Annotated in this window: 19 protein-coding genes and 1 pseudogene; 4 read left to right on the forward strand and 16 right to left on the reverse strand. The window is 60.8% G+C overall.

Annotated features, from left to right (window positions below; translation table 11 throughout):
• Window positions 1–329: 329 nt before the first annotated feature.
• The 15 genes and pseudogenes from ACYVIS_RS00205 to ACYVIS_RS00275 form a co-directional block, all read right to left on the reverse strand.
• Entirely contained in the window at window positions 330–1,502 is a 1,173-nt protein-coding gene (locus ACYVIS_RS00205; protein ID WP_460873179.1) for a glycosyltransferase family 4 protein, read from the reverse strand.
• Window positions 1,503–1,628: 126 nt separating this feature from the next.
• Window positions 1,629–2,651: pseudogene (locus tag ACYVIS_RS00210) on the reverse strand (glycosyltransferase family 4 protein); the annotation flags it as partial.
• Window positions 2,648–3,784 (reverse strand): glycosyltransferase family 4 protein, encoded by a 1,137-nt coding sequence (locus ACYVIS_RS00215; protein WP_460872922.1) that lies wholly within the window; start codon window positions 3,782–3,784, stop codon window positions 2,648–2,650. The gene ACYVIS_RS00215 and the pseudogene ACYVIS_RS00210, both read right to left, overlap by 4 nt.
• Window positions 3,784–5,700 carry an asparagine synthase (glutamine-hydrolyzing) gene (gene asnB, locus ACYVIS_RS00220; protein ID WP_232742484.1) on the reverse strand — a complete coding sequence of 639 codons (1,917 nt, stop codon included), beginning with the start codon at window positions 5,698–5,700 and terminating at the stop codon, window positions 3,784–3,786. Before asnB ends, ACYVIS_RS00215 begins: the two co-directional genes overlap by 1 nt.
• A gap of 38 nt (window positions 5,701–5,738) precedes the next feature.
• A complete protein-coding gene (locus tag ACYVIS_RS00225) occupies window positions 5,739–6,833 on the reverse strand; it encodes a glycosyltransferase family 4 protein (RefSeq protein ID WP_232744774.1) in 1,095 nt (364 codons plus the stop codon).
• Between the two features lie 46 nt (window positions 6,834–6,879).
• On the reverse strand, window positions 6,880–8,232 hold the full coding sequence (gene murJ, locus ACYVIS_RS00230) for a murein biosynthesis integral membrane protein MurJ (RefSeq protein WP_232742483.1): 1,353 nt from the start codon (window positions 8,230–8,232) through the stop codon (window positions 6,880–6,882).
• A 1-nt stretch (window position 8,233) separates the two neighbouring features.
• A complete protein-coding gene (locus ACYVIS_RS00235; protein ID WP_232742482.1) occupies window positions 8,234–9,259 on the reverse strand; it encodes an SDR family oxidoreductase in 1,026 nt (341 codons plus the stop codon).
• Between the two features lie 18 nt (window positions 9,260–9,277).
• Window positions 9,278–10,552: a Vi polysaccharide biosynthesis UDP-N-acetylglucosamine C-6 dehydrogenase TviB gene (tviB, locus tag ACYVIS_RS00240; protein ID WP_232742481.1), complete on the reverse strand. Its 1,275-nt coding sequence runs from the start codon at window positions 10,550–10,552 to the stop codon at window positions 9,278–9,280.
• Window positions 10,553–10,630: 78 nt separating this feature from the next.
• Entirely contained in the window at window positions 10,631–11,746 is a 1,116-nt protein-coding gene (locus ACYVIS_RS00245; protein WP_232744773.1) for an MraY family glycosyltransferase, read from the reverse strand.
• 594 nt (window positions 11,747–12,340) lie between these two features.
• Window positions 12,341–13,021: a 2-polyprenyl-3-methyl-6-methoxy-1,4-benzoquinone monooxygenase gene (gene coq7 / locus ACYVIS_RS00250; RefSeq protein WP_460872923.1), complete on the reverse strand. Its 681-nt coding sequence runs from the start codon at window positions 13,019–13,021 to the stop codon at window positions 12,341–12,343.
• Between the two features lie 45 nt (window positions 13,022–13,066).
• Window positions 13,067–13,687: a hypothetical protein gene (locus ACYVIS_RS00255; RefSeq protein ID WP_460872924.1), complete on the reverse strand. Its 621-nt coding sequence runs from the start codon at window positions 13,685–13,687 to the stop codon at window positions 13,067–13,069.
• Complete coding sequence (locus ACYVIS_RS00260) at window positions 13,684–14,331, reverse strand: SCO family protein (RefSeq protein WP_232742478.1); 648 nt, start codon at window positions 14,329–14,331, stop codon at window positions 13,684–13,686. Before ACYVIS_RS00260 ends, ACYVIS_RS00255 begins: the two co-directional genes overlap by 4 nt.
• Before the next feature lie 21 nt (window positions 14,332–14,352).
• The gene (locus tag ACYVIS_RS00265) at window positions 14,353–14,946 is read right to left on the reverse strand and encodes a c-type cytochrome (protein ID WP_232742477.1); all 594 of its coding nucleotides are present in this window, start codon (window positions 14,944–14,946) and stop codon (window positions 14,353–14,355) included.
• Window positions 14,947–14,997: 51 nt separating this feature from the next.
• Window positions 14,998–15,594, reverse strand: coding sequence for a cbb3-type cytochrome c oxidase subunit II (locus tag ACYVIS_RS00270; RefSeq protein ID WP_232742476.1), 597 nt, complete (start codon window positions 15,592–15,594; stop codon window positions 14,998–15,000).
• Window positions 15,595–15,596: 2 nt separating this feature from the next.
• Window positions 15,597–17,261 carry a cbb3-type cytochrome c oxidase subunit I gene (locus ACYVIS_RS00275; RefSeq protein ID WP_232742475.1) on the reverse strand — a complete coding sequence of 555 codons (1,665 nt, stop codon included), beginning with the start codon at window positions 17,259–17,261 and terminating at the stop codon, window positions 15,597–15,599.
• Between the two features lie 265 nt (window positions 17,262–17,526).
• Between ACYVIS_RS00275 and ACYVIS_RS00280 the strand changes: the two genes are divergently transcribed.
• The 3 genes from ACYVIS_RS00280 to ACYVIS_RS00290 are packed head-to-tail and all read left to right on the forward strand — an operon-like array spanning window position 17,527 to window position 19,285.
• Window positions 17,527–17,949 carry an OsmC family protein gene (locus tag ACYVIS_RS00280; protein ID WP_232742474.1) on the forward strand — a complete coding sequence of 141 codons (423 nt, stop codon included), beginning with the start codon at window positions 17,527–17,529 and terminating at the stop codon, window positions 17,947–17,949.
• A 35-nt stretch (window positions 17,950–17,984) separates the two neighbouring features.
• Window positions 17,985–18,779 (forward strand): thymidylate synthase, encoded by a 795-nt coding sequence (locus ACYVIS_RS00285; RefSeq protein WP_460872925.1) that lies wholly within the window; start codon window positions 17,985–17,987, stop codon window positions 18,777–18,779.
• 11 nt (window positions 18,780–18,790) lie between these two features.
• Window positions 18,791–19,285, forward strand: a complete 495-nt coding sequence (locus ACYVIS_RS00290) for a dihydrofolate reductase (RefSeq protein WP_460872926.1) — start codon at window positions 18,791–18,793, stop codon at window positions 19,283–19,285.
• A 28-nt stretch (window positions 19,286–19,313) separates the two neighbouring features.
• Here the strand turns inward: ACYVIS_RS00290 and ACYVIS_RS00295 are convergent, their stop codons facing one another.
• The gene (locus ACYVIS_RS00295) at window positions 19,314–20,741 is read right to left on the reverse strand and encodes an aminotransferase-like domain-containing protein (RefSeq protein ID WP_460872927.1); all 1,428 of its coding nucleotides are present in this window, start codon (window positions 20,739–20,741) and stop codon (window positions 19,314–19,316) included.
• A gap of 141 nt (window positions 20,742–20,882) precedes the next feature.
• On the opposite strand from ACYVIS_RS00295, the gene aptA reads away from it, so the two are divergent.
• A complete protein-coding gene (gene aptA / locus ACYVIS_RS00300) occupies window positions 20,883–22,208 on the forward strand; it encodes an omega-aminotransferase AptA (RefSeq protein WP_232742470.1) in 1,326 nt (441 codons plus the stop codon).
• The last annotated feature ends 2 nt before the right edge of the window (window positions 22,209–22,210 follow it).

Raw genomic sequence — 22,210 nt, forward strand, 5'->3', positions numbered from 1 at the left:
CGTTGAGGTCATGCAGCGAGGTATACCTTGAGCTGGCAAGTTCATTCCAGGCATGCCATCACGTGAGCCGTCTATCGGGGCTTGGGGTCAGGACCGGCGTAAGGCGTGCGCCGGATTTAGCTCGGCAAGGCGGGGGTAGTCGGCGGGCGCTGTCTGAGTGGCGCCCCGCATCGCGGGGCGACGCGAGTTCGCCCGACGCCCGCCTTGCCGAGCTAAATCCGGATGAAGCACGCCGTGCCGGTCCTGACCCCAAGCCCCGATAGACGGCGTCTTTAAATACCAAAGCGACCAAAGCATCGAGTGCTGTAAACACTCGAACCGAAAATACCCTAGCGGCACAAGGAGGTATAGATATCCAAATGGATCCGCACGATTTTGCGGATATCGAATTCCCGCTCGGCCAACTGCCGCCCGGCCGCGCCAAAGCGCTGGCGCAAAACAGGATCGCCGGCCAGGCGCTGCACCGCCGCCGCCAAACCGGCCACATCGCGTGTGGCCACCAACAAACCGGTGACGCCGACTTCGATCGCATCGCGGCACCCCGGCACATCGGTGGTTACCACCGCGCGGCCGCAGGCCGCCGCCTCGACCAGCGACTTGGGCAAGCCCTCCCGGTAGGAGGGTAAGACGACAATATGCGATGCGTTGTAAAGCTCGGCGATATCCGAACGTTCCCCCAGACACTCAACAACCCCTTCCCGCTGCCACCGGACAAACTCGTCCTGACTGACGCTGGCGGGATTGCCCGGGTCGGGGCTGCCGGCCAGGACCCAACGCAGGCCCGTCGGATGCCCCGCCGAGGCCTTGGCCGCGGCCACGAACTCCCGCACACCTTTGTCGTGCAACAGGCGGGCCGCCATGATCGCGACCGGCGCCCCCTCGGGCTCGGGCGTGACCTGGAACCGATCGAGATCGACTCCCGAGCCACGCACCAATACCACTTGCTCCGGCCTGACAACGCCGGCATCGCTCAGCAAATCACGATCGTCCGTGTTCTGAAAAATGACGCGACTGTTCGGGTGCCCCAGGGCCAGGCGATACAAGGCAATGGCCGCCGCCCGCACAAAATTGAAGCCCTGGCCGGATCGTGTAAAAACAAAACCCAGGCCGGATACCGCTGCCACAAAAGCCGGCACACCTGCCAGCCTTGCGGCAATACCGCCATACAGCACCGGCTTGATCGTGACCGCATGAACAACACTGGGACGCAAGCGGCGATACAAGCGCCACAAGGCGTAGATAGTATGTATTTCCTGAACCGGATTCTTACCGCTGCGGCTCATGGGAATCACATGATGCCGCAGGCCGCAAGCCGTGATTTGCGCCACCGATGCCCCATCCATGGTCGCCACATGAACATCGAAGCCGGCATCCCGGGCACCCAGCGCCAAAGGCAGGCGGTGAGACAGGAAGAAGGCGGGGTTGTTCACCACGAACAGCAGGCGTGGCGCAGACCGCGTATCTGCGGCCCGGACAAGTCGCGACGGAAAATCAGCCGCCAGACGCTGCCACACAAGCTGGTACGCCTCCACCATGGTAGCCAGGCTGTATTCCTGCCGTACGCGTTCCCGCCCGCGCCGCGACCGGTTTGCCATGTCGGCCGTACCCAGCGCCGCCACGGCCTGGTTCACCGCTTCGGACAAGGCAGCCGGATTGCGGGGCGGCGCCACCCAGCCTTCACCGGCAACAATCTTCGCCGCATCGCCTACATCGGTCACGACGCATAGGGTCCCGACCGCCATGGCCTCGGCCACCACATTCGGAAAGCCTTCGGCGCAGCTCGACAAAACATGCACATCGATCGCGCTCATGATATCGGGGATATCATCGCGCTGCCCCAGCAGGATGACCTTGTCCCGCAGGTTCAGCCGCGCGAGCAGCGCCATGAGTTCGGCATTGCCTTCATCCATGCCGCGTCCCGCCAGCACACAGCGCAAGGCCGGATGCGCCGACAGGCTTTGCGCAAAAGCCTGCAGCAGGTTGGCATGGTCTTTAAGGGGATTCCAGCGCGCCACGCTGCCGATCAGGGGTGTGTCGGCATCCACCCTCCACGCGGCCCGCAAATCGATCCGGGCTTGCGGCCTGGCTTGCCAGCGCGTCAAATCGTAGCCATTGGGGATGACAAGCATGCGATCGGCACGATAGCCCCATTCCTGGTGACGCGCCGATGCATTCTCGGCGCATGCCACGATGACGGCAGGCACCAGGCAGGAAAGCCGCGCGCACAACCAGGCCAGGGCTCGGGCGGACCGGCTGCCCTCTTGTAAATTGGCGCCGGAATTGCGTATGCCCCAGGACACGGCCTTGATGCCGGCCAGACGCGCCGCCACGCCGCCTATCAGATCGGCGTGATACATCCAGGTTTGCACCACATCTGGCGCACTGGCGCGCAGCAGACGATACAAGCGCCACACGCCGCCCGGCGACAGGCGCCCGGCACGCATGTTCAAGGCATGAACCGTAATGCCCGCTTCACGCAGGCGCGCACCGAACACGCCTTCGTCGGTCATGGAAATGACCGTGTGCCGGTTGGGCTGCCCGGGAGCGGTGACAAGTCGGTGCAAAACCGTTTCGGCGCCGCCCTGGCCCAGGCCGGAAATGACGTGCACGATTCTCAATGCGGGATGCAATTCCGATACAGCCTGAGTCATGCATTGTTCCCTTTCACGTGTGAAGTTTCGGCTTGCGCCATCAAATCATCCCAGGCCATCAGCACAGACGATAGCGAGTAGCGCTTGCGCACCGAGACAGCGGCGCGATCGGCCAGCGAGCGGCGCAGCACGGAATCGCCCAGCAAACGATCCAGGCCGCGCGTCAGAGCGGCCTGATCGCCTAAAGGAACAAGCATTCCGTCTTCTCCGTTGCGCGTCATTTCGCGCGGCCCGCTTGGGCAATCCACGGCAAGGCACGGCAAGCCGAGCGCCATGGCTTCGAGCAGCACATTGGGAAACCCTTCGACCCTGGAGGTCAGCGCAAAGGCGTGGGCCTGCGCAAGCTCTTGCCACGGGGTCTCCGTGCGGCCCGGCAAGGCAATGCGCGACGACATGCCGGCGGCCTCGATCTGCTGGGTCAGCGCGCCGCGCAATGGCCCATCGCCCCAGATGGACAAGTCCCAGTTGGCATGACGCGCCGCCAAGGTGGAAAATGCCTGGATCAAAGCGCCGAACTGCTTGGCGGGCACCAGGCGCCCCATGGCCATCAAGCGATAGCGGCCGCGCGCATCGGGCACACAGGCGGCCAGACGCGTGTCGAACAACTCGGGAGGCAGGGGGTTGGGTATGACAGCCAGGCGGCGAATGCCCGGCACCATGTGTTTGAACGGCTCCGCGCTGGCCTCGGCCTGCACAGTCACAAGACTCGCCCAAGGGTACGTCCACTTGCGCAGAAGGCGCAGCACCGCGCCCACATTGCTGCTGAACGCGGGGTTGGTGCGCTCGCAGACGATCACGGGAACCCCCAGGCCGCGAGTCGCCAGCAGGGCCATGACATTCACATTGGTCAGAAACGATACGATCAGGTCGGGTTTTTTTTCCCGGACCAGGCGCCGCAAGGCGCGCAACTTTTTCAGCCCCGCCAGCGCCGGGTTGGCGGCCGCGCCGATGCGGTCGGCCAGCCACAGCAACTCGACCTCCGGCGAAATTGGGTAAAAACAGGAGCCTTTTCCGGTATAGGTTGGCACCAGGACCACGGACTCGCCGCGCGCCGACCAGGCGTTGGCCAGAGTAGCCGCCACCCGCTCAGCACCGCCGGCATGCATGGAGCTGACCAGAAAGACGATTCTCATTACAGCCTCGACCCCGAATTGCGCGTGGTTTCATCGAGCCAGGCCTGGGTCATCAATATGCTCCACAAGTGTGTGCTCCAGTCGCGCCTGCCGGATTGATGCTCCTGCCATTTTCGCGAGACAGGACGCTCATCGAACAAGCCTTCCCGGCGCAATCTGGCCGGGTCCAGCAAAGCCGCCGCCCAATCCTTCAAAGGCCCACGCAGCCAGGCGGCCAGAGGAATCGAAAACCCTTTTTTGGGCCGATCGACCAGCGCCTTGGGTACATGTTTGTACAGCAGCTGGCGCAATAGCCATTTGCCGCGCCCATCGCGGATTTTGTAATCCAGCGGCAAGCGCTGGGCAAACTCGAACACGCGGTGATCGATCATCGGCACGCGGGTTTCGAGACTCACGGCCATGGCGGCCCGATCGACCTTGACCAGAATGTCGTCGGGTAGATAGGTGATGGCGTCAAGCAGCATCATGTGTTCGAAAAAACTGTTGTCCGACTCTTCATCAAACGCCGTAAGCGGTATTTCGGCATTCAGCACTACTTTGGCCGGATCTTTCCAGTATGCGACAAACTGCCGATAGAACTGCCCGGAATGCGAGGCGCAAGCCAGTTCGGCCAGCTTGTCGAGCTGATCCCTGGCGTGCCCCGCAGGCACCAAACCCGCACCGACCCGGCTCAGGAAAGACACCGGCTTGCGCAATGCGCCCGGCACGGACCGCCGCTTGTCCCACCACCGCCGGGCGCGGAAATAGCGTGAATAGCCGCCAAACAGTTCGTCGCCGCCATCGCCCGACAGCGCCACCGTGACATGCTGCCTGGCCATGCGAGCCACCAGGGACGTCGGTATCTGCGAGGAATCGGCAAACGGCTCGTCGTACATGGACGCCAGGGTCGGAACAACCGCCAGGGCGTCCTCGGGCGTGACATACAGCTCGGTGTGAGACGTACCCAAGTGCCGGGCGACTGCTTTCGCGTGCTCGGCCTCGTTATACTCAGGCTCGTTAAAGCCTATGGAAAAAGTATTGACGGCCCGCGCATTATGCGCCTGCATCATAGCCACGACTATCGAGGAATCGACACCTCCCGAAAGAAAGGCGCCAAGCCCCACGTCGGCCAGCATCTGCCCTTTCACCGCGTCTTCCAGCACTTCTTCAAGGGCATCGACGGCCATGTCGTCCGAGTCGAAACTCAATAGCTGCTCGCTGGCCTGTCCCGCCACCGTCAGCGCCGACCAATAGACCTGGGCGGGCGGTATTTCACGGCGCCGGCATTGATCTTCCGTCATGCAGATCCAGGTGCCGGGCAGCAATTTCTGCATGGAGCGATAAATGCTCCAGGGCGCGGGAATATAGTTGTGGCGAACCAGCAGCGACAACGCGCGCCGATCGATTTCCCGGGAGAACCCCGGGATATTCACCAAAGCGCTGAGCTGCGACCCGAACACGAAATTGCCGCCCGCGAAACCCATGTACAGCGGCTTTTCCCCCATGCGATCGCGCATCAGCGCAAGCGTGCGCTCCTGCCTGTCCCACAATCCCATGGCAAACATGCCGCGGGCCTTGTACAGGGTTTGTTCCACCCCCCAGGCCGCAAAACCGGCCAGAATGGTTTCCGTATCGGAATGACCACGCCACGCCGGTGCCTTGCCTTCGCCCTCGAGCACGGCACGCAATTCCAGATGGTTGTAGATTTCACCATTGAGCACCAGCGCAAAGCGTTCGCATGCCGACAGCATCGGCTGATGCCCCGCCTGCGACAAGTCGAGAATGGCCAGACGCACATGGCCAAGGGCCAGGCGCGCCTGCGCATCCTCCCAGTAGCCTTGGCTATCGGGCCCTCGCTGCCGCATATTATGGCAACTGCGCTCGATGACCGCCCGCTTATTGGGCAAAACTCCCCAAGCCCCAACGATTCCGCACATAATCTACTCGCTATACGCTAATGCCCCTGGGGGCTATGTCAGTCGCCTTCAAACACATGCCGCCACAATGCCATGACACGAGCGGTAGAAAAGCGGTCCCGCACATCCACCGCCCTCTTCGCATAAGCCTCGCGCTGCTCGCGGCGTGTCATCAAGTTGCACAAATGGGCGGCAAGCGCCTCGACATCTTCGGCGGGCTGCACCAATACACCGTCTATGCCATTGCGCACGATCTCCCGCGGCCCGGTCTCGCAATCGAACGCCACCGGCGCCAGGCCGCTGGCCATGGATTCGATCAGCGTATTGGACAGCCCTTCGACCCTGGAGCTCAGCACATACAAATCAGACTGCTCGTACCATTGTCCGACATTACCCACCCGGCCGGGCATGCTGATGCGCCCGCCGAGTTCGGCCGCGTCTATCTGCCGTTGCAAATCCTCGCGGCTGCCGCCTTCGCCCAGTATCACCAGATCCCAGTCGGGGACATGGCTGGCGAGCATCTGAAAAGCCTGTATCAACAGATCGAACCCTTTATGAGGATGCAGCCGGCCAACGCCCAACAACCTGTAGCGGCCGTTCTTTTCCGGAGGTGGCAGTATCGGCTCGGCAATTTCCAGGGGCCAGCGCACCGCATTGGGAATGACGGCAAGCTTCGATCCGGGGACATGCTCTTCCAGCCAGTGCGCCGTGCCCGAAGTCAAGGCCACCACCTTGGCCGCCTGCGGATACGCCCAGCGCCTCAGGCGCAACCACATCTCGCTCAGTTCCTGCGATGGCGGATGGGTATGCTCGGTCGCGATCACACGGCATTTCGATCCGCGCGCGGCAATGATCGCCAGGATCGATGCGGTAGTCATCATGCCCAGCACAAGAGTCGGCCGCAGGCGCCTGATCAGGCGCCGCAATGCCCATACCCGGCGCAGATTGGCCAGCATCCCGCCGAACCGGCCCGCGCTGGACGCCGCCGTGCCCAGCGCGATACGCCGAACCGATGGATGCAGCGCATATGCATCACTGGCGGCGTCGGCCTGCGTAACCATGGTGACGCTGTAGCCACGTTCAGCCCAGTAAGCGCCCAGATCGACGGCAACCCGCTCGGCGCCTCCCCCATTCAGGGAGTGGATCACAATCATCAAGTGGGGAGGACGGGGCGAAAAACTCAAGACAATACCTTCGTGTTCAGGACTTGGGGCGGCCGATGGCCGGCACTGCACGCAGCGCAACCACGACATAGCATGTATAGGACAAGGCGTACATCACGCTGGTGGCCAGCATGATGCCCGCCACCCCCATGGTTGGCGCCAGCACATAATTCATGACGGCCTTCAGGGCGAAATTGGCAATGGCGATGGCGGCCATGATCCGGTAGCGGTTCTGGCTGGCCAATAACTGCACAAGTATCAGCACCCCGAAATAAAACGGAAGCTGCAACAGACCCCAGCGCAGCACATGCGCGACCGTCTGCGTATTCTCGGCCGTGAAGGCGCCGCGCTGAAACAACAGGCTTACACCCCAAGGAGCCAGGAACCAGCCCGCCAGCGTCACCATGGCACCGGCCAGCAACATCAGCCCCGACCATTTCAGCGCGGTGCTGCGCGCATGCGCCACATCGCCACGCCCCTGGATGTCGGCCAGCACCGGCAAGGCGGCCCGGCCGACCGACGCGGCGCCTATGCCCAGCACCAGCGACAGCAAACGGCTTGCGTAACCCAGCGTGGCATTGGCATTGGCCCCCAGATTGGCCGCCGTGTATTGATCGATAGGGCCGACAAAGCTCATGGCGACCTGCCCCAGCAACATCACTCCGGCGGCCTTGACCAGATCGGGCCAGTGCGGCGAACTCAGCCCCGGCGTGGGACGTCCCCACGTGCCATCGGCCCTTGACGCCAACCACAGCAGCCATACCGACTGGATCGCATACCCCACCAGGGTCCCCCACAACAGCGGGCCTACATCGTGCGCGGTGGCGGCCAACATGACCCAGACCAGGATCGCGACAGCCGGCACACTGTCGAGCAGTGTGTTGATATGCCGCTCATGAGCCCTCAAGCGCGCCGCGCTGACGCCGGTCACCAGCGTCAGCAAGGCCGCCGGGGCAAAAGCCAGGGTAAGCTGCGAGCTCATCAATTGCACATCCGGGGGCAAGCCCTTGCCGGCCAATTGCAGTACATAGGGCCACGCCGTATAAGTCAGCACAGCCAGAACGACCCCCAGCCCGATCACCCAGGCTTGCAGCTCGCCCAGAAACCGGACACGGATACGGGCATCTTCATAGCGCGTGCGAACCAGCACCGGGATCAGCACCACCGACAACACACCCACAATAGTGACCGGCAGCCAGTTGGCCATGGTCATGGTGAATTGATAGGCGTCCACCACGCTGCTCACGCCGTAGCGATACGCAACAGCCATTTCCTTGAGCGCGCCCGCCGCCTTGCCCAGAAGCAGGAAAAAAGCGACCCGGGCCGCACCTTGCGCGATACGCCGGTGATCGGAGTGCAGGCTCGAAAGTCGCTGGGTGAATGTTTTCAAGTCAACGCAAGAATTGCGTGTACCAGGGCATCGCTACCTCGAGCCCCTGCACGATGTTGTGCATGGGCTCGTACCCCAGCAGGCTTCTGGCCTTGCTGATATCGGCCTGCGAATGGCGCACGTCGCCGGCGCGAAAATCGGAATAGACCGGCTGCTTGTCGTACACGACACCATTATTGCCCAGGGCCTTGGCCAGATATTCGAACAATTCGTTCAGGCTGGTGCGGGCGTTGTAGGCCACGTTGTAAACCTGATTGACGCCGTCGGGCTGCGCCAGGGCGGCCAGTATATTGGCTTGCACCGCGTTGTCGACAAAGCAGAAATCACGGCTTGTCTCGCCATCGCCGTTCACAACCACCGGCTCGCCGCGTATCATCGCGGACACCCACTTGGGAATCACGGCGGCGTACGCGCCATTGGGGTCCTGACGCTTGCCAAATACATTGAAGTAGCGCAGCCCTATGCTGCCGAAACCGTAAGAGCGGGCAAAGACATCGGCATAGAGTTCGTTCACATACTTGGTGATCGCGTACGGCGACAATGGCTTGCCAATGCGGTCTTCAACCTTCGGCAGCGCTTCGTGGTCGCCATACGTGGAGCTTGATGCGGCATAAACAAAAGACAATACCTTGGCATCGCGCGCCGCCACCAGCATGTTCAAAAAGCCGGCCACATTGACTTCGTTGGTAGTGATCGGGTCGGCCAGCGAACGGGGCACAGACCCCAGCGCAGCCTGGTGCAAAACGTAATCGACACCGGCAACAGCCTTTTGGCAAGCCGCCAGATCGCGTATGTCGCCTTGCTGGAAGGTGAACCGCGCCCACTGTTCGGGAGTGACGGTATCGCGGACTTCGTCAAGATTGTATTGATGGCCCGTTGCGAAATTATCCAGGCCCACCACTTTCTGGCCCAGCACCAGCAGAGTCTCCAGAATGTTGGAGCCGATGAATCCGGCGCAGCCTGTCACCAGCCACGTCTTGGGTTCGCTGCGCAAGCCGGCCAGTACTTCTTGATAACGGGTAGTCATATAAGCCTTCAATACAAATTACAAACGCAAATCGGAATCATCGACGGACAGCACATACTTGAGATCGTATAAAACATGCTCGGCCTTGCCCAAGGCCCGGATCGCCTGCGCGCCCATTTCGACAAACTGATGATGCGACACGGCCAGGATGATACCGTCGTAGGAGCCTGCCTGCGGCTTGGCCACAGGGGTAAAGCCATATTCATGCTGGGCTTCCGCCGGATCGACCCAGGGATCGTAGACGTCGACATCAATGTTGTATTCGCCAAGTTCGCGCACAATATCGACGATTCGGGTATTGCGCAGATCGGGGCAGTTTTCCTTGAAGGTCAGACCCATGACCAGGACTTTCGAGCCTTGCACCTGGATGCGGCGCTTGGTCATGGTCTTGACCAGTTGCGACACCACATAGCCGCCCATGGAATCGTTCAGCCGCCGGCCCGCCAGGATGATTTCCGGGTGATAGCCTATGGCTTGGGCCTTGTGCGTCAGATAGTAGGGATCGACACCTATGCAATGGCCGCCGACCAGACCCGGGCGAAAAGGCAGGAAATTCCATTTGGTACCGGCCGCCTCGAGGACCGCCTGGGTATCGATGCCCATCTTGTTGAAAATCAGGGCCAACTCGTTGATGAGCGCGATATTGACATCGCGTTGTGTGTTTTCAATGACCTTGGCCGCTTCAGCCACGCGAATGGACGAAGCCTTGTGAGTGCCCGCGACAATAATTTGACGATACAAAGCATCTACCAGCTCGGCAACTTCAGGCGTGGATCCCGACGTGACCTTTTTAATCGTCGAAACACGATGCGACTTGTCGCCCGGATTGATGCGCTCGGGGCTGTAGCCCGCGAAGAAATCTTCATTGAAGCGCAAGCCCGAAACCCGTTCCAGCACCGGCACGCACTCTTCTTCCGTGGCGCCCGGGTATACCGTGGACTCGTAGATGACCACGTCGCCGCGCTTGAGCACTTTGCCTATGGTTTCACTGGCGCGAACCAATGGCGTGAGGTCGGGCTGCTTGTATTCGTCGATAGGCGTCGGAACCGTCACGATGAACACATTGGCTTCGGCCAATTGCGCCGCTTCGCTGCTGAAGCTCAGGTGGCTGGCCTGCGCCAGCTCAGGCCCATCGACCTCCAGAGTGTGATCCCGGCCCTCTTTCAGTTCGGCTATCCGGCGGGCATTGATATCGAAGCCCAGCACCGAGCGCTTTTTACCGAACTCGACCGCCAAAGGCAGGCCCACATAGCCCAGGCCCACTACCGCAAGTTTCACATCTTGAATTTGCAACTTGAATCTCCCACGTTACACGCTGAAAATTAGAACATTAAAACTGTAGGGGCGCCCCTGATGGGCGCCCGTTTGTAGCTACTTGTGCCGGTTGTGGTCGCGGCCCAGCGAGGGCAGCAACAGCCACATGGGACGGCGCCACGATACCAGCCTGGAATACAACCAGATATACACCGCTGCGAACACCACCAGGCTGGCGCACAAGGCCCACGCGTTATCCCACCAGATTGTGGCGGGGACCAGGCCGATCAGGGTCAGCACCCACAAATACGGCGAGGCCATGGCATTGCACAGCGCCGGGACCGAATGGCGGCTATCGCGGCTGAATGTCACCCGAACCAGGCGCCGGAATACCAGTTGATGCAAATGCAAGGCATCGGGCTGATCGACTGGCGTACCGCGCTTGAACCGCCGCCGCCAAATGGAAAACAAGGTTTCGAACACGGGATAAAACAGCACGGCCAACGCATAGAACGGCGATACGCTTGGATTGCGCACCACCAGTTGCACGGCCAGTTCGGCCAGCATGAACCCCAGGAAATAGGCTCCGCCATCGCCCAGGAACACGCGCCCAAAAGGAAAGTTCCAGACCAGGAAGCCCAGCGTTGCGGACGCCAGCGCCGCGGCAATCAAAAATATGGGGATATCCTGCACTTGCAAGGCAACCAGGCCAATGGACAAAGCCATCAGGGTCGCAACCATTCCCGCCAGGCCATTCATGCCATCGACAATATTCAGCGCATGCGTACAGCCCCCCACGGCCACCATGGTGAACACCAGTGAAACCGGCCAGAAACCGAGAATCCAGTCGACGCCCGACAGGCCGACCCGCGAGACTCCGCCCAGCAGCCACCATGCAATCGCCGCCGAAATGAACGCCGCCAGCAAACGCTTGCCCGAGCCGATATCTTTGGTGATGTCTTCGAGCAGGCCGGCGACAAACACAGGCAAGGCGGCCACAAACAAAACCGGCCATAGCCAGGTCAGTGTCATATTGCGCGGGCCCAACACCAACAGGCCGGCCAGACTGCCGGCCAGCACTGCCAGGCCGCCTACGCGCGGCGTCGCGCGCGAGTGGGAAGCCTGTGGTTTATGCAGGTCGGAATCGCCGGTGTAGGCTCCATGCCAGCGTTCGGAAGCGACAATCAGGCCGCCTATGGTAAACGCCACAATACAAATATAAAGCCAGGTCACCGAGTCCCAAGTTTGATGCGAGGGCACAAAACCTCCATACGCAATTGAATAGCTGAAGCTGACATTATCGGTTGTATTGGTGGCGAATCACGGGGAAACCCCGGAAGAAGTGCAACAAAAAGATCATACTGCGGATTGCCCTCCTCAACGGAGACAGGCACCCTGCAGCCATCAAAAATAGGCTTGAACCGCCATATCCGATCCGGCAAAGCCTGGAGCACGATAATTTGCCGCTTTACGACCCGGGTATTTTTCATTCCGGAAAAACTCGCCACACCGGAAAAAAAATAAAAAAAAGCCCGAGATCGTAAGATCTCGGGCTAAATCCACCAAAGGAGGAGGGTGGAGGAGACAACCGTGGCATGTCGGGCTGCTAAAGCATCAAGCTTGAGACCGTGTGATCCGGGTTTTCCCTCTGCAATCACGTTTCGACATCCGATAACCAAAGTGTATAACCATTTTTTGTGCATTGCAAGATGACCAAGGAAAAATATCGCAAATTCCCCTATATGTTGCTTTTTTACAGCTCGTTCCCCCGTAGCGTACACGCGATCACACACAAAAAATTATTTTGTTACAAATAAGCGTATACCCTTAAACCCAATATGCCGTGCCGGTCATGACCTTGGCCATTCCGCGCATAAGCCACCTTGCGGGTCTGGGCAGCGGCAAACCGCCATGATGTTCCGCCGTGGCACGGTGATTCACCTCGTCGTTGCGCATTTGTTCGACGATCTGTCGTGAACGCACGTCGTCGGCCGGCAGCTTGTTCAAGTGCGTATTCAAATGCTGTTCAACCTGGGATTCGGTCTCGGCCATGAAACCCAGGTTCCTGGAAACTCCGGCATAACCCGCCACCAAACCCAGCGAGAACGAGCCCGCATACCAAAGAGGATTGAGATAACTGGGGCGGCTTTGCAGTTCGTGCAGGCGATCCTGGCACCAGACCAGGTGATCCACCTCTTCCGAGGCGGCATGCCGGAACAGTTCCTTTATTTTCTCATCGCGGCAAAAAACCGCCTGCCCCCGGTACAGGGCCTGGGCGCAGACTTCGCCTACATGATTGACCCGCATCAGGGCCGCCGCATGTTTTTGCTCGCGAACCGACAAATCGGGGGCCGCCGGCCCGGGCTTGCCGGCGGGATTGGGCCGGCCGGCATGAACGGCGCCATCCAGCACTTGCAAGGCGCGCCCTATCTCGGCAAAAACGCCGTCCGCGCGATTGAGCCGCCGAGGCAGCGCCACGGCGCCCGGTACCACATCCTGTTTGAACATGCCTAAAACCTTTACTGAAAACAAACACAAGCGGCGCCATGCCGTCTATGCACGCAAAAACCGCCGAACGGCTGCCCAATTGCTCAACAGCCACAACACGGGCAACGCAATGGAAAGCACTAGCAGGCCCCGCCCGGCAAGGACCTGATCATCCACCAGATAAAAATTGCATAGCCGGACGGAGCCGTCTTGATACAGGATTCCGACAATCGCCGCCATCCAGCAGAAATTCCCCAGAAAAAATAACTTGACGACCCTGTTTGCCCGCGCCAGGGAGTCAAGCAGTATCATCCCTAATATAAATAACACAAAAAACTTCAGCACTTCTGCCCAGGGCAAAGCCTGCACTTGGTCCAGGGCCTTGGGAAGCATCCAGTACGCACCGGCAAAGCTCGCCAGCAGCAGGCCGGGAATGCCGAATTCATCGTATTCGCGATAGCGGCGCAAGACTTTGGCCAGGAACCTGTTCCTGGCCCCGCCACTTGCCGCCGCCGCACGCCAGGCAAACATGCCGGCGATCAGCAACGCCGGGATATGAACCAGCATATGCAGCGCCATCGAGGCCGTCAACGGCCTGACAAAAACAATCGCAAGCAACAGCAAGGCCACGCTGACCAGGGCATGGCGCATGGCAAGAGATGGGCGAGGCAAGCCGCGCAGATTCATGAATGCCCCGCGCCGGGAATGAAAGCACTCTTGCGCCGCGCCTGGTCGGCCGCAAAGTCCAGCACCGAATGCGGCTCGCTATAGTCGATGACACGCGCCAGGCGTCCGTCGGCCGTCACGATGTGATAGGCGGCATTGTGCACGAACTGCCCCAGCGGCGCCGGAACCACGACAATACCAAAGGCATCGAGCAATGCGCGCCGCTGCGCGGCCTGCGGTACCGCCGCAAATTGCCATATGCCGGGATCGGCGTGCATGCCTTGCGCGTAGCGTTCAAGCTGCCCGGGCGTATCGGCGGGATCGAAGCTGATGCTCAACAGGCGGATCCGGCCCGCCAAGCCCTTGGCCCGAAGCGCCGCCTGCATTTGCTGGTACTCCGAACCCATGGCCAGGCAAATCGACAGGCAGCGGGTATAAATGAAGTTGACGACGGTAATGCGTCCGTCGGACCGCAAGGCATGCAGCAAGGTGTCCTGGCCACCCGAAGCCATCTGCAGCAGCGCATCGGGCAACTGGCGTGGATGACTTGCCACCGACAGCCTGCGAGCCGACTCCGTCGTGACCACGGAGAAGCCGTCGGTCTGCGCGTAGATGGCTCCCAGGCCCAGCACGCAAACCAGGACTATGGATACAAGCGACTTCATCCGATTCCCGCAAAGCGGGCATCACCGCATACTGTCCAGCTCCGCATCGCCGTTCCAGGGTTTGTCATGGGATTGAGTCGCGGCGCGTTCCTTCTTGACCAGGGCCTCATCGACCTTGTCGGCCTTATTGCCAAAGCTGGATCGCACGTGGGTCAGCACCGCGGCAATTTCCTTGTCGCTGAGCTTGTCTTTGAAAGTGGGCATCTGTCCATTGTACGTAGCCCCCTTGACCTTGAGAGGCCCGGTAACGCCATGCAGCACGATGCGGGCGGCGACCTCGGGCTTGCCCAGCACCCATTCCGACTCGGCCAGGGGCGGAAATACGCCGGGCAGGCCGGCCCCGTTGGCCTGGTGGCAGGCCACGCACTGGGCCGCGTAGATTTGCGCGCCATCGACGGCGCCGGTGGAGCTGGACTTGGCCACGGCGAAGTCCGCCGCGATGCGATGGTCTCCCAGGCTGGGATCATTGCTTTGAGGAGTCATCCAAAGATACGCCACCGCCGACAGGAATGCCGCCGCCACAATAACGATGACGGCCCACGGTATGGGCCGGCTGCCCTCGGAAGGCTCCGGCATTTCACGCTTCTGGGCTTCCGATATTTTGTCTTGCGCCACTATGATTCCCCTTCGATCCGGCGGATCGCCGCGCCTGGCAGGCGCAGGCGATTACTTGCCGGGATTCAGATCGTTCTTGACTGGATAAGTGTGGTCGAGCCCAAGCAGATACTCGACCAGATCCACCGCCTCGGGCCTGGCCACGACGACCTCTCCTGGCGGGGCGAAGCCTGGAGGCAGGTTCACCACCTTATCGCCCGGGCCGGCCTTGTCTTTGACCTCGAATAAAAACGGATAGGAAGGCATGATGCTGCCCGGCGTATAGGCGCGTGGCTGGTAGAGATGCCCCAGGTTCCAGTCGGCGCTGGGCTGGCGCGCGCCGATATTGAACAGATCGGGCCCGGTGCGCATGGTGCCCAGCAAATGAGGCGAATCGTAATAGTAGTCGCCGGCAACCGGAGCCCTGCCCCAGCCGCGTTTGAAGTCGGCAGGAGTCTGCGCCTGGCTGCGCGGCTGCTGCGAATGACAGTACACACAGCCATTTTGTATATAGACTTCACGCCCGCGCAACTGCTGCGAGGTGTAGGGCTTCAGGCCTGGAGAAGGCTCGACATGAGACAACTGCATATAAGGCACCACCACCAGGGTGGCCGTGGCCAGAGCCAGGGTCACCATGGCGCCGCTGAGCAGCTTGATTTCGCTTTCCATGATCAGGCTCCTTTCAGCGCAACGGTCGGCGCAGTGCGCCTGTGGAACAAGGCGGGCCCGATACGGGCAGGCCCATTGCGGAACGCCATGGACACGAAGTGAAAGGCGAAAACCAGATGCCCCAGAGTCATGATGCTGCCGCCGACACTGCGGGCCTCGAGATACGGGATGGTCACGCGCACCGAATCCATGAATGGCTTGGCCGGATCGAGCATATCGAGCCCTTGCAGCCAGCCGCCTATGGACAGGCCGACGAAATAAATGGCAAAGCCCGTCACGATCAACCAGAAATGCAGAGCGATCAGCCTGGGATACGGCCATTCCCACGACATCACGCGCGGCATCACGAAGTAGATGGCCCCGAACATGACCAGCGAGAAAAACCCGTACAGCCCAAGATGGGCGTGCGCCACGGTGAAATGAGTGAAATGGGTGATGGTGTTGACGCTGCGCAAGGCCTCGACGGAGCCCTGCAGGGAACTGAGCGTGTACATCATGCCGCCCAGGACGATGAAGCGCAGCGTGGGCGAGTAAACCAGGGTCTTGAAATGCCCCCGCATGGTCAGGTGCTGGTTCACCGAGAAGGCAATCACGGGCACGACCATCATGATGCTTTGCACGATAGACAGCGTGACCAGCCAGCCGGGCACCGGCCCGCCGATCAGATGGTGGCCGCCAACCTGCCCATAAAAGAAAGCCAGCGCCCAGAAACCGAGCAGCGACAGGTTATACGACTGGATCGGACGGCCGATGATCTTGGGCAGGAAATAATAGATGGTCCCCAAGGCTATGGGCGTGTAGTACAGGCCCAGCACATTGTGGCCGTACCACCAGTTCATGGTGGCCTGTTCGACCCCGAAATGCAGGCCGGGAATCTTGGCAACCAGATACAGGACCGGAAACCAGAACAGCGCGGCCCCCATGTACCAGACCGAAACGTAAAGATGGTCGACGCGCCGGTTCTGCAAGGTGTAGACCAGCGGCAGGCCGATCAGGGCGCCCCCTATGACCAGCAATATGCTGATCTGCCACGGTATTTCCAGCCACTCGAGGCCGGAGTTGAAACCCGCGGCGATGCTTCCCAGTCCGGCTATCAACCCGGCATTCCAGAGCATGCAGCCCAACAGAGCAAAACGCCCGCCGACCAGTTCGGTCTTCAGCAGGCGGGGTATGGTCCAGATGGCGATGCCAAACGCCGCCATGGGACACCAGCCATAGGCCACCGCATTCAAATGCAAGGTACGCATGCGGCCGAACGTCATCCATGCCTGGCTGGTCAGGAAGTCGGGCTGGTGCAGCTTGATGGAACTGATCAGCCCCGCTGTCGAGGCGAAAACAAGCCAGACAATGGCGCAAGACAGGAATACAAAGGTAATCAGGGATGTGGAACGATCGGCCTGTATGCGGCTGGCCAATTCCGCCTGCATGCGGGCAACCTTGGCGGGATCGTCGGGCATCTTGTGAGCCCCTACGGTATCCTGCAGACTCTGGAGCTGGCCTGGGGTCAGCGCCGGCTCTTCGACACGGCCGATTTCCCCTTCGGAAAAAATAACTCTGGCGGCCGCGGGGTTATCGTCGAACAGGTTCTTGCGCAACGACCAGATGAAAATGAACAGGCCGGTAACCGACAGGATAAAGGTAAGCAGCAATATTGTGACAGTATCCATCACGATCCAATAAAAGTAAGAACATCAGCTCACTTCCAAAACCCATGTCGCGAACCCGGGCCGTTGCACGCGGCGTGAAATACGGCACCAATACCGAGACCGAAATGGGCCCGCCCATATGTTTTAAAATGACAGTGCAATTTTAAAACAGGTATGGGCTCTGAAGCCGTGAAATCCCTTCGCGCAATCCGGGTATTCACGCCGCGTTGCGCTTTGCGGCGGGATAGGCAATGATTAGCATCTGACACAAGGCAACGAGGTTGAAATGGAATGTACGATTGATTGGGGCGGCCCCGAAGGCATGCTGTTCGTGGCCAAGACAGGCAGCGGCCATATTGCCGCCATGGATGGCGCGCCCGAAGGCGGCGGCCACAATCTGGCGCCGCGCCCCATGGAAATGCTGTTGGCGGCAACCGGGGGATGCACGGCCTACGACGTCGTCCTCATACTGAAGCGCGGCCGGCACGCTGTAAGCGGCTGCCAGGTTAAACTGAGCGGCGAGCGTGCCGAAACCGACCCAAAGGTGTTCACCAAGATCCACTTCGCCTTTACGGTTACCGGCTCGAACCTGCCGCAGGCAGCCGTCGAACGGGCCGTGCAGCTGTCACACGAAAAATATTGCTCGGCCTCGGCCATGCTGGCCAAGACGGCCGAAATCACCTGCTCAACCACCGTCGTCAACGCCTGAACAGGCGTTGCGGCCAGAATAGCGCTGCCTCCACCATGCACCAGTACGAAGACTTCATGCGCCATGTCTACGAACATGGCCAAACCAAGACGGACCGCACCGGTACCGGCACGCGCTCGGTGTTCGGGCACCAAATGCGCTTCGACCTGGCTCAGGGCTTTCCGCTCATCACCACCAAGAAGCTGCATACCAAAAGCATTTTCATCGAGCTGCTGTGGTTTCTGCGCGGCGACTCCAATGTGCGCTGGCTGCAAGAGCGCGGCGTCAGCATCTGGAACGAATGGGCCGATCAAAACGGCGATCTCGGCCCCGTGTACGGCGTGCAATGGCGCTCCTGGCCGGCGCCCGACGGCCGGCACATCGATCAGATTACGCAGGTCCTCGAACAGATACGCCGCAACCCCGACTCGCGGCGGCTGATCGTGTCGGCCTGGAATGTCGGCGAAATTGCCAATATGGCCCTGCCGCCCTGCCATGCCTTCTTCCAGTTCTACGTGGCCAACGGCAAGCTGTCGTGCCAGCTGTATCAGCGCAGCGCCGATATATTCCTGGGCGTACCCTTCAATATTGCCAGCTATGCCCTGCTGACCCACATGGTGGCCCAGCAATGCGGGCTCGACGTGGGCGACTTCGTCTGGACCGGCGGCGATTGCCATCTGTACAGCAATCACTTCGAGCAGGTCGAGCAGCAGCTTGCCCGCGCGCCCTACCCCTACCCGCGGCTCAATATCAAGCGCAAGCCCGCCTCCATTTTCGAATACGAGTACGACGATTTCGAAATCGTCGGCTACGAATCGCACCCCCACATCAAGGCGCCCGTAGCGGTTTAAGTGCACAGCCCATGCCCTCTCCCATCGTAAGAATCATCGTCGCCTATTCGGAAAACCGGGCCATAGGCCGCAACAACACGCTGCCCTGGCGCCTGCCGGGCGATCTGGCCCATTTCAAGCGCACCACGCTCGGCCAGCCCATCATCATGGGACGCAATACCTGGGACTCGCTGGGCCGGCCCCTGCCTGGCCGCCGGAATGTGGTCGTCAGCCGCAACCCCGGATTCACGGCCAGCGGAGCCTCTGTCCATGGTTCTCTCACCGAAGCGCTGGCCGCCTGCCGCGCCGAACCCGGCGTCTGCATTATCGGCGGCGCCCAGATCTACGCCCAGGCCCTGGAATATGCCCACGAAATCATTGCCACCGAGGTTCATGCGCAGGTCGATGGCGATGCATTCTTTCCGTCTTTGAACAAGGCCGAATGGCAGGAAACGGAACGTCTGCCGCAGGCCGAAGAAAACGGCTACCGCTACGACTTCGTCACGTACCGGCGCAAACCCGCCTGATACGCCAGGCCCCTTGGTTGGGTGCGCTTCAGCTTGCCGCCCCGACGCGCCGCATGAACTGCCACAGCAGGGGGCTCAGGGAATACGCCACATTGAAGCGTATCCATCCCGAGTCGATCTGGTCCGGGTCGAAATAAGACCCCGGAGCCAGCCAGATTCCATCCTTCAGGGCCAGTTCGGCCAATTTTGCGGCGCCCTGTTCGCGCCACTTGCCGGCCGCCGGCCGCGCCCATAAAAACAAGCCCGCCCGAGGCTGGGTGAAGACTTCAAAGCCATGCCGTTCCATCAGGCCGCACAGCTCATCGTGCGCCTGCCGCAAGCGATCCTGCACCTTGCTCAAATGAGCTTGATGCCGCCCCAGGCGCAGCACCTGGTACACAGTGCGCTCCATCATTTCGGTGGAGGTCAGGCCAATCGCCATCTTGGTTTTGGCAAACTCGCCCAACAGCTCGATGCTGGATACGATATAGCCCACGCGCACCGAGGGCGTAATGCTCTTGGAAAACCCCGAAACATGCACCACTCGCTGCGTTCCCGCCAAGGCCAGCAGCATCGGCCCCACGCCGGGCAGGAGATCGCGCGACACATCGTCTTCGATCACCCAGAAATCGTGCTGTTCGGCGACCTGCAGCACCCGGAATGCATTGGCCATGGTGAGGCTCGCGCCGGTCGGGTTGTGCAGCACGGTGTTGATGAAAATTCCTTTCAAATCATGGTTGCGCGCCAATTCCTCAAGGGATTGAATGCAGATACCTTCCTGCGTTCGCGGCACGCCCAGCACCTTGAGCCCGGCCAGGCGCAAGGCAGGCAGAAGATTGGCATAGCAGGGAACCTCGACTGCGACCGCATCGCCCGCGCGGAACAAGGTTCTGGTCACGATATCCAGGCCCTGCGAAGCGCCCTGCGTAAGCAGGACCTGGCCAAGCTCCAGATTGATGCCGCGCTCGCCCAGCACATGGACCATGTGCTCGCGCAGAGGGGCGTAACCGTAGGGATGCCCATAGCCGGCGATCTGCACGGCGGGCACCCGCGCCAGTTGCCGCAAGGACTGTTGCAGGCCCGCCTCATTGAGCCATTCGGACGGCAGCCATCCGCATCCCGATTTGATTGGAATCGAGTGATCGGCGAACACATCGGCCAGCAGCCACGACGCGCCTATCTTGGGAGGGTGCCAATCCGATGAGGTCGATGCGATCCGCGCGACGCGCCGGCCGGGCATTACCCGATACGCCGAGCCGGGGCGCGCGCCAAGCCAGCCCTGCGCCACCAGGCGGTTGTACGCGGCCGCCACGGTAAAGGTGCTCAGGCCGTGATCGTGCGCAAACTGCCGCACCGAGGGAATGGCCATGCCTGGCCGCAACAGCTGCGTCTGGATGGCCGCCTGCAAGGCGGTCACCACCTGATCCACCAGGCTCGGGCCGCGGCTGCGATCCCGCACAGGTTCGAAAAAGTTCATGGCCATCCATTAAAGTACGATTTTTTTAATTTTACCAGTACAGTTATTGATTTATTCAACATCTGTATATTTCAATCCTCTTTGAGCCAGACGAAAATGGGCATCTGTGCAGTCTTGTCCAATTCGCCTTCGGGGATAATCATGAGTACCCAAACCGCTGTTCCAAACATGTCGCACCTCTGGATGCCGTTTACGGCAAACCGGCAATTCAAGGAGCACCCGCTTCTGCTGGCCAAGGCCAAGGGCATGTATTACACCTCGGCCGACGGCCGCCAGATTCTGGACGGCACGTCAGGGCTCTGGTGCGTCAATGCCGGACACGGGCGCGAAGAAATCATCGAAGCCATTGCGCATCAAACGGCGGAACTCGACTACGCCCCAAGCTTCCAGATCGGACACCCGAATTCATTCCGGGCCGCCACCGCCGTTGCCAAGATCATGCCGGCCGGGCTTGATCGAATTTTCTTTACCAACTCGGGTTCGGAGTCCGTCGATACGGCGCTGAAAATCGCCCTGGCCTACCATCGCGCACGCGGCGAAGGCCAGCGCACGCGCCTGATAGGCCGCGAACGCGGCTACCACGGCGTAGGTTTCGGGGGAATTTCAGTGGGCGGCATCGCGCCCAACCGCAAGGCATTTTCGGGCGCCCTGCTGCCTGGCGTCGATCACTTGCCGCACACCCACGATCTGTCCAAAAACGCCAACACGCGCGGGCAACCGGAGTGGGGCGCGCATCTGGCCGACGACCTCGAACGCCTGGTTGCCTTGCATGACGCATCCACGATAGCGGCTGTCATCGTCGAACCCATGGCCGGATCCACCGGCGTGCTGATCCCACCCAAAGGCTACCTCGAACGCCTGCGCGCCATTACCGAAAAATACGGCATCCTACTGATTTTCGATGAAGTCATCAGCGCCTTCGGCCGCCTGGGAGCCGCCACCGCCAGCGAACGTTTCGGTGTTACGCCCGACCTGATCACCCTGGCCAAGGGGATCAGCAACGCCAGCGTCCCGGCCGGCGCCGTGGCCGTCAAACGCGAGGTCCACGACACCATTGTGGGCGCCGCCGCCAACGGCATTGAGTTTTTCCACGGATACACCTATTCGGGCCATCCGCTGGCCACAGCCGCCATACTGGCCACGCTGGGCATCTATGAACGGGACCAGCTCTTTCAACGCGCCAACACCATGGCTCCCGTTTTTGAAAAAGCGGCCCACGGGCTCGAAAACGCGCGGCACGTGGTCGATGTGCGCAACCTGGGCCTGGTTGCCGGCATCGAACTCGAATCGCGCAGCGGCGCGCCCGGAGCACGCGCCGCCGAAGCCTTCAAGAAATGTTTCGACCAGGGCCTGATGGTTCGATATACGGGGGACATCCTGGCTGTCTCGCCGCCGCTCATCATCGACGAGGCGCAGATCGCCCAGCTATTCGAAACCATAGCGGCGGTTCTCAAAACCATCGATTGAGA

This window comes from Paralcaligenes ginsengisoli (genome assembly GCF_054781135.1).